Source organism: Chloroflexus islandicus (assembly GCF_001650695.1).
In the GTDB taxonomy this organism is placed as follows: Bacteria; Chloroflexota; Chloroflexia; order Chloroflexales; family Chloroflexaceae; genus Chloroflexus; species Chloroflexus islandicus.
In genome coordinates this window covers 1-650 of the sequence record NZ_LWQS01000014.1, presented here as the reverse complement: position 1 = coordinate 650, position 650 = coordinate 1, and the positions used below count along the sequence as shown (strand labels likewise).

Annotated in this window: 1 protein-coding gene; it reads left to right on the top strand. The window is 65.1% G+C overall.

Annotated elements, in window-relative coordinates; all coding sequences use genetic code 11:
* Nucleotides 1-153: 153 nt before the first annotated feature.
* Nucleotides 154-650: FAD-dependent oxidoreductase (locus A6A03_RS00495; protein ID WP_156525231.1), on the top strand; the 497-nt coding region annotated here is incomplete at its 3' end.

Sequence of the window (650 nt, the reverse complement as noted above, 5' to 3'; positions counted from 1 at the left end):
GTAAAAAACATCCCCCTCTCCCGCCGTCAGGTGGGAGAGGGGGCGAGGGCAACACCCCTCCCCCAGCGGGGAGGGGCTGGGGGTGGGGACCACCTGCCAGCGTGAGAGAGCCTTTACCCACGAACACAGCTTTTGCACAATGACAGAGGCAGTATGCACGACGTGATAGTGATTGGCGCCGGCATCGCCGGCTTAGCAGCGGCAAATGCACTTTCTGCCGCGGGCTATGAGGTGCTCGTCCTCGAAGCGCGGAATCGGATAGGTGGCCGGATCTGGACGGACGAGCAGTATGGCCCGGTCGAGTTTGGCGCTGAGTTTATCCATGGCCACCGCGCCGCCACGTGGGAATTGGTCAGGCGCGCCGGCTTGCCCACCTCGCGCTGGGGCCGCGATCGCCGGTTCGCGCTCGGCGGGCGGATCTTGGCCACTGATGATCCGGTTGGGGCAGCCGTGCATACGCTCTACCAGCAGATCTGCGCGTATCGCGGCCCCGAAGTGACGGTGGCCGAATTGCTCAACCGGCTCGCGCCATCATCTGAAGTGCGCACCTTAGCCGGGCGCTGGCTAGCCAATATTGAAGGGGCCGACTTGAACCGGCTCAGCGCGGCGGCATTGGCGCGCGAACGGCGCTTGAGCACGATTGGCGAGGA